The 6,669-nt window shown below is 75.6% G+C and carries 5 protein-coding genes; 2 read left to right on the forward strand and 3 right to left on the reverse strand.

The features are described from left to right. The first annotated feature begins 389 nt into the window (after positions 1-389). Complete coding sequence (locus J1M38_RS01545; protein ID WP_060974118.1) at positions 390-1,019, forward strand: hypothetical protein; 630 nt, start codon at positions 390-392, stop codon at positions 1,017-1,019. 40 nt (positions 1,020-1,059) lie between these two features. Here the strand turns inward: J1M38_RS01545 and J1M38_RS01550 are convergent, their stop codons facing one another. From J1M38_RS01550 to J1M38_RS01560, 3 genes are all read right to left on the reverse strand, one after another. Then, positions 1,060-2,268, reverse strand: coding sequence for an amidohydrolase (locus J1M38_RS01550; RefSeq protein WP_060974117.1), 1,209 nt, complete (start codon positions 2,266-2,268; stop codon positions 1,060-1,062). A 66-nt stretch (positions 2,269-2,334) separates the two neighbouring features. Further along, complete coding sequence (locus J1M38_RS01555; RefSeq protein WP_078025945.1) at positions 2,335-3,594, reverse strand: cystathionine gamma-synthase; 1,260 nt, start codon at positions 3,592-3,594, stop codon at positions 2,335-2,337. A gap of 61 nt (positions 3,595-3,655) precedes the next feature. After that, positions 3,656-5,221 (reverse strand): pyridoxal-phosphate dependent enzyme, encoded by a 1,566-nt coding sequence (locus tag J1M38_RS01560; protein ID WP_036317690.1) that lies wholly within the window; start codon positions 5,219-5,221, stop codon positions 3,656-3,658. 162 nt (positions 5,222-5,383) lie between these two features. On the opposite strand from J1M38_RS01560, the gene J1M38_RS01565 reads away from it, so the two are divergent. Continuing rightward, a complete protein-coding gene (locus tag J1M38_RS01565; protein ID WP_060973447.1) occupies positions 5,384-6,412 on the forward strand; it encodes a DNA-3-methyladenine glycosylase in 1,029 nt (342 codons plus the stop codon). Positions 6,413-6,669: the final 257 nt, after the last annotated feature.

Genomic DNA, 6,669 nt, shown 5'->3' on the forward strand with positions numbered 1-6,669 from the left:
GTCCCGGTGGCCTCCTGCTCCGCCTCGGCGAGCTCGGGGGCGGGCTCGGCGGTGGTCTGGGGATCGAGGATGTCGGACATGGGTCCTCCTGTGGGGATGCGCGGGCGCACGCCGGAGGACGTCGGTCGCGGGTCGACGTCGTGGGGCGCAGGGGCCAGCTGGGTCAGATGATTCCGTCCACCCGGCAGCCCCCGAGGGCCACGACGTTCGTGACCCGCACACACATCTGCACAGACATCTGCAGTCCGGCGTGGCACACGCGTCCACGCTCATTCATCACAGGGGGAGAGACCGGATCCGGTCCGCCCAGTCTACGCCACCGGATCCCGGGCCGGGCTGTGCCCTCGGACACCCCGGTCGCTCACCGGCCGGGGCGATAGGCTCGGCAGGTGCCCCAGAACAGCGAAGACCGCCCCCTCGCCCGCGGGCTCGGCCGGGCCGCCGGCCGCGCCGCCCAGTCCTTCCGGGAGAATCAGCGGGCCGACGACGCACGGCTGCGCGCCGAGCGCGCCCGCCTCACCGCCGAGGACGAGGAGCGCCTGGAACGGCGCCGCGCGGACCGCGAGCGCGACCTGGTCGCGCGGGACGCGGCCGAGTCCGACGCCGGCCTCGTCCACCCGCTCCTGAAGGTCGCGCGCCTCTACTGGCTCGCGGTCACCGTGGTGCTGATCGGCATCGCGGGCGCGTTCCTCTGGAACGGGGCCCGCGCACAGGACAGCGGCGAGCCCGTCATCGATCCGCTCACCGGCATGGAGTCGGTGGGCGTGCTGGGCGGCGCGACGGGGCAGTTCACGATGGGCACCGCCGTCGCCCTGCTGGCCGCGGCGTCCCTGTGGGGCTGGATCGGTCTGCTGCGCCGCCGTCGTTCGGCGATCGGGACCCTGACGTTCATCGCCGTCCTGCTGGCCGCCCCCGCGTTCCTGCGGGCCAACGGCCTGCTGATCATCCTCGCCGTCGTGATGCTCCTGGGCGCCGCGCTCGTCTGGCTGCCGCCCGTGCGCTCGCGCGTGCGGCGCTGAGCCCGCGCGTCCCGCCCCCGCCGCCGGGCGGCGGCGCCGCTCAGTCCTCCACGGGACGGGCGGAGGCGACGACGGGCCGGGCCGTGGCGAGGTCGTACTCCATGACCTGACGGCCGCCGATCCACACGCGCAGGGCCCGCTGCATGACATCGAGCGGGTCGCCGGACCAGAGCACCAGGTCGGCATCCTTGCCCACCTCGAGGGAGCCGATGCGGTCGTCCAGCCCCAGCACGCGCGCGGGATGCAGGGTGATGGCGCGCAGGGCGGTCTCCCGGTCCAGGCCCTCCTTCACCGACAGCGCCGCCTGGTAGACGAGGAAGTCGATGGGCACCACCGGGTGGTCGGTGATGATGCTGATCTCGACGCCGGCCCGCGCCAGACGGCCCGGGTTGCGCATCGAGCGGCCCCGCAGCTCCGGCTTGGACTTGGTGGTGAACAGCGGGCCGATCAGCACCGGCACGCCGCGGGCCGCGAGCTGGTCGGCCAGCGGGTGCGCCTCGGTGCCGTGGTCCAGGACGAGGTCGTAGCCGAACTCGTCGGCCAGGCGCAGGGCGGTGGCGACGTCGTCGGTGCGGTGGCAGTGCTGGCGCCAGGGGATCGTGCGCTCCAGGACGAGGGCGAGGGCGTCGAGGTGGGGGTCGCGGGTGAAGGGCTTGTCCTCGCGCTCGGCCTCCGCGCGGCGGGCCATGTAGCCCTGCGCCCGCAGGAACGCCTCGCGGATCACGAGGGCGGTGCCCAGCCGCGTGGACGGGGTGCGGCCCTTCTCCTTGTAGACGTTCTTGGGGTTCTCGCCGAGGGCGGACTTCACGCCCGAGGGACTGCGCAGCACCATCTCGTCCACGGTGCGTCCGTGGGTGTGCAGCGCTACCGCCTGGCCGCCGATCGGGTTGCCCGAGCCGGGGTTCACGTTCACGGTGGTCACCCCGCCGGCCAGGGCGTCCTTCCAGCCCGGCTCGTTCGGGTCGACGGCGTCGATCGCCCGCACCCCGGCCATCACCGGGTCCGTCATCTCGTTGACGTCCGCGGTCGCACCGACCTCGCCCTCGGCGTGCATGCCGAGGTGGACGTGGGCATCCACGAAGCCGGGCAGCAGCCAGCGCCCCTCGCAGTCCACCACCTCGGCGCCGTCGGGCGCCTCGACGTCGGGGCCGAGCGCGGTGATCCGGCCGTCCTCGACGAGCAGGGCGCCGTCGAACGGCTCGGCGGCGACGGGGACGACATGGGCGTTGACGAAGGCGGTGAGGGTCATGCCCGTCACACTACGCCGCCCCGTGCTCCCCACCCGTGCGCTAGACCTCTGGCGGACGTCGGCGGGTCAGAGGCTGCCCAGAGCCCGCTCCAGGTCCGCCACGAGGTCCTCGGCGTCCTCGATGCCCACCGACAGGCGCAGCAGGTCGTCCGGCACGGCCAGCTCGGTGCCGGCCACGGAGGCGTGGGTCATCTCCGCCGGGTAGTTCATCAGCGACTCGATGCCGCCCAGGGACTCGGCGAGCTGGAACAGGCGGGTCGACTCGGCCACGCGGCGGGCCGCCGCGGCGCCGCCGGACAGGCGCAGCGAGACCATGCCGCCGAAACCGCGCATCTGCCGCTGCGCGAGCTCATGGCCGGGGTGGTCCGGCAGCCCCGGGTAGAGCACCTGGGAGACCTCGGCGCGGCCGGTGAGCCACTCGGCGACCGCCTGGGCGTTGGCCTGGTGACGGTCCATGCGCACCCCGAGCGTCTTGAGGCCGCGCGTGGTCAGGTACGCGTCCATGGGCCCGTTCACGGCCCCCGCCGCGAACTGCTGGAACTTCACCTGCTCGGCGAGTGCGGCGTCCGGGATCACGAGCGCCCCGCCGATCACGTCCGAGTGGCCGCCGATGTACTTCGTGGTGGAGTGCACCACCACGTCCGCGCCGAGGGCGATCGGGGACTGCAGGTACGGCGTCGCGAAGGTGTTGTCCACCACGAGCAGGGCGCCGTGCGCGTGGGCCGCCTCGGCGACCGCGGCGACGTCGGAGATCTTCATCATCGGGTTCGACGGGGTCTCCAGCCACACCATGACCGGCCCCGCGGCGGCGGCGCGCTCGACGGCGGCGGCGACCTGCTCGGCGTCCCCCATGTCCACGACGACGTGCTCCACGCCCCACGGGGCGAGCACGCGGGAGATGAGGCGGTAGGAGCCGCCGTACACGTCGTTGCCGAGCACGATCGTCATGCCCGGCCGGCCCGCGCCCATGATCAGCGCGGTCTCCGCGGCCAGGCCGGAGGCGAACGTGAGGCCGGTGGCCCGGGGGGCGCCGGACTCGTCGACGCCGGCCTCGAGCGCGGCCAGCTGCTCCTGCAGCGCGTCCCGGGTGGGGTTGGTGCCGCGGCCGTAGTCGTAGCCGCGCCGCAGCTCGCCGACGGCCGTGGGCGCGTAGGTGCTCGAGAGGTGGATCGGCGGGACGACGGCGCCGAACACCTCGTCCAGGTGCTGGCCCGCGTGCACGGCGCGCGTGCCGAAGCCTCCCCCCTGGGGGTGGGCGGCGGCGTCTTCGGCGCCGGTGTCGGGGGTGGTGGCGTGCGGGTCCTCGTGGACGTTCTGCTCGGTCATCTCGGGAGCCTCCTCGGAGAGATCGGGTCGGGTGGGGCGGGCGCGGCCGGTGCGGCCGGCCTCAGGCGGTGACGTGGGCGAGGACGTCGTGCAGGGTGACGACGCCCTGGACGCGGCCGGCCTCGAGCACCAGCAGCACGGGGTCCTGGGCGAGGCGCCGGGCCACGGCGCGCAGCGGGGTGCGCGCCCCCAGGCAGGGCAGCACGGGGCCCATGACGTCGGCCACGGGGGTCTGCGCGGTGGCCCGCCCCTCAGCGAGGGCGTCCGCGAGCGCGGCGGAGGAGACGGTGCCGCGGACCTCGCCGATCCGCAGGTCGTGCCGGGGCTCGAGGATCACGGGCAGGGCGTCGACGCCGTACCGGTTCATGGTCGCCACGGCGTCCGCCACCGAGGTGGTCGGGGCCGCGGTGACGAGGGTGGGCACGGAGCCCGGGAACAGGTCGGCCTTCTCGGTCAGCAGCTCCCCCGCCGTCGCGGACCAGCGGTCGGCCTCGGCGGGGGCGCCCGCGCGGGTCGCCGGCTCGGCGTCGGCGTGCTCGAGCACCTCGACGGGCGTGCCGGCCCCGCCGGCGGCCCCCGTGGCGCCGTCGTCGTCCATCTGCGGGACCGCCGAGCGGGTGCGCCCGCGCGCCCACGCCGGCAGCACGGTCTCGCGGACGTCGTAGTCGAAGCCGCGCTCGTCCATCCACGGGTCGTTGAAGATCTTGGCGAGGTAGCCGCGGCCCGAGTCGGGCAGCACGATCACCATGACGTCCTCCGGGCCGAGCTCGCGGGCGGCGCGCAGGCCGGCGACGACGGCCAGACCGGAGGAGCCGCCCACGAGCAGGCCCTCCTCGGCGGCGAGGCGGCGGGTCATGGCCAGGGCCTCGGCGTCCTCGACGGCGATGACCTCGTCCGGGACCGCGGGGTCGTAGTTGTCCACCCACATGTCCTCGCCGACACCCTCGACGAAGTAGGGCCGGCCGGCGCCGCCGGAGTACACCGAGCCGCTGGGGTCCGCGCCGATCACGCGGACCGGACCGGACGGGCGGTCCGCCGAGACCTCCTTGAGGTAGCGGCCGGTGCCCGTGATGGTGCCGCCCGTGCCGGCGCCCATCACGACGTGGGTGACGCGGCCGGCCGTGTCCTCCCAGATCTCGGGGCCGGTGGTCTCGTAGTGGGAGGCCGGGGCGGCGGGGTTGAAGAACTGGTTGGGCTGATAGGCCCCGGGGATCTCCCGCACGAGGCGGTCGGCGACCCCGTAGTAGGACTCCTCGGACGTCGGGTCCACGGCGGTGGGCGTGACGACGAGCTCGGCGCCGTACGCGCTGAGCACGTCCCGCTTCTCCTGACCCACCTTGTCCGGGGTGACGAACACGGTGCGGTAGCCCTTGAGCTGCGAGACCAGGGCCAGCCCCACGCCCGTGTTGCCCGAGGTGGGCTCCACGACGGTGCCGCCCGGGCCGAGCAGGCCCTCGCGCTCGGCCTCCTCGATCATCTTCAGCGCGATGCGGTCCTTCACGGAGCCGCCGGGGTTCAGGTACTCGACCTTCACCAGGACGGTGGCCTCGATGCCCTCCGTCACGGAGTGCAGCTTCACGAGCGGGGTGTGCCCGATCAGCTCGAGGACGTTCTCGGCGTACTGCATGGGCTGCGCAGGGGTGGGCGCGGGGGTCTTTTCACTCACGCACCCCACGCTACGCCAGGGGCCGGACGCCGAAGGAGGGCTCCGGACACGCGGGGCAACGCCCGGCGTGCGCGCCGTCACGGCCGACGTCGTCCTGTCCGGGCCCGGGTGTACGGTGCGGGCATGACCGCCCCGGACGCCGAGCGCCGCGTGCGCGTGCCCGTCCCCGTGGACGTCGCGCTCACCCTGCGCCCCCTGCAGCGCGGTGCGGCCGACCCCACGGTCCGCGCCACACCGCAGGGCGTCTGGCTCACTCTGCGCTCCCCCGCCCCGGACGTGGCGTCGGACGGCCCGGGCCGGCCGACGTCGTTGCTGGTCTCCGGCGTCCGGGAGGCCGCAGGGGGCGGCACCGCGGTGACGGCCCGCGCGTGGGGCGCGGGCGCGAGCGCCGCCGTCGCCGGCGTGGAACGCCTGCTCGGCCTGCACGACGACGGCTGGGACGCCTTCGACGCCCTGCTGCGGCCGGACTCCGGCGCGCCCGCGCTGCCGCCGCACGTGCGCGAGGCGCGGCGGATGCGGGCCGGGCTGCGGCTGCCGGCGGCGGGCGCGCTGTCCCGGCAGCTGCTCACCGCCGTGCTCGAGCAGAAGGTCACCCACGACCAGGCGCGGCACGGCTGGCGCACCCTCGTGCGGCTGGCCGCCCGGATCGACGACGACGGGCCCGCCCCCGGCCCGGTGCCGCCGGGGATGCTGCCGCCGCCGACCCCGGCCGCCGTCCTGCGGATCCCCTCGTGGGACTGGCATGCGCGGGCCTGGGTGCAGCCCTCCCAGTCGCGGACCATGCTGGAGGTCGCCCGGCGGGCCGCGAGCATCGACCGGCTCGGCGACGCGGTCGCCCCCGGGGACACGGCCGGGGTGGCCGCGCTGGCCCGGCGCCTGGAGTCGGTGCCCGGGATCGGGCCGTGGACCACGGCCGAGGCGCTGCAGCGCAGCCACGGGGCGGCGGACCTCGTCTCCGTGGGCGACTACCACCTGGCGCAGTACGTGGGGCAGGTCCTCACGGGACGCCGGACCGACGACGCCGGGATGCTCCGCCTGCTCGCGCCATGGGCCGGGCACCGGCAGCGGGTGGTGCGGATGATCGGGCTCTCCGGAGAGCGCAAGCAGGCGTTCGGGCCCAAGCTCGCCCCGGCCGACCACCGCGCCCACTGACGCGACGCCGGGCCGGCCGAGGCCGTGCCGGCGCGTCCGCGCGACCCCTCCGCTCCTGCACAGGCCGCTGCTCCCGGCGTGTCCTCCCCAGCCCCGGCCGGGTCCGGCCGGCCGCCCGCCCCGGGTTCCTAGCGTGGGCGATGCCGCTCCGACCGGTGCGGCGCCGCCGGGACCCTGATGAGTCCCCACCCGGGAGGAGACCGCCATGACCACCGCCTTCGAGCCCCGCCCGCACACCGCCGCCGCCCCGCGCGAAC

The organism is Micrococcus sp. KRD070 (assembly GCF_017168435.1).
Taxonomy (GTDB): Bacteria; Actinomycetota; Actinomycetes; order Actinomycetales; family Micrococcaceae; genus Micrococcus; species Micrococcus luteus.

What these genes read in the sequence shown, in the direction of transcription:
- J1M38_RS01550 (WP_060974117.1), bottom strand. Translation starts at nt 2,268, where the DNA reads ATGACCCTCACCGCCTTCGTCAACGCCCATGTCGTCCCCGTCGCCGCC.
- J1M38_RS01555 (WP_078025945.1), bottom strand. Translation starts at nt 3,594, where the DNA reads ATGACCGAGCAGAACGTCCACGAGGACCCGCACGCCACCACCCCCGAC.
- J1M38_RS01560 (WP_036317690.1), bottom strand. Translation starts at nt 5,221, where the DNA reads ATGCAGTACGCCGAGAACGTCCTCGAGCTGATCGGGCACACCCCGCTC.
- J1M38_RS01565 (WP_060973447.1), top strand. Translation starts at nt 5,384, where the DNA reads ATGACCGCCCCGGACGCCGAGCGCCGCGTGCGCGTGCCCGTCCCCGTG.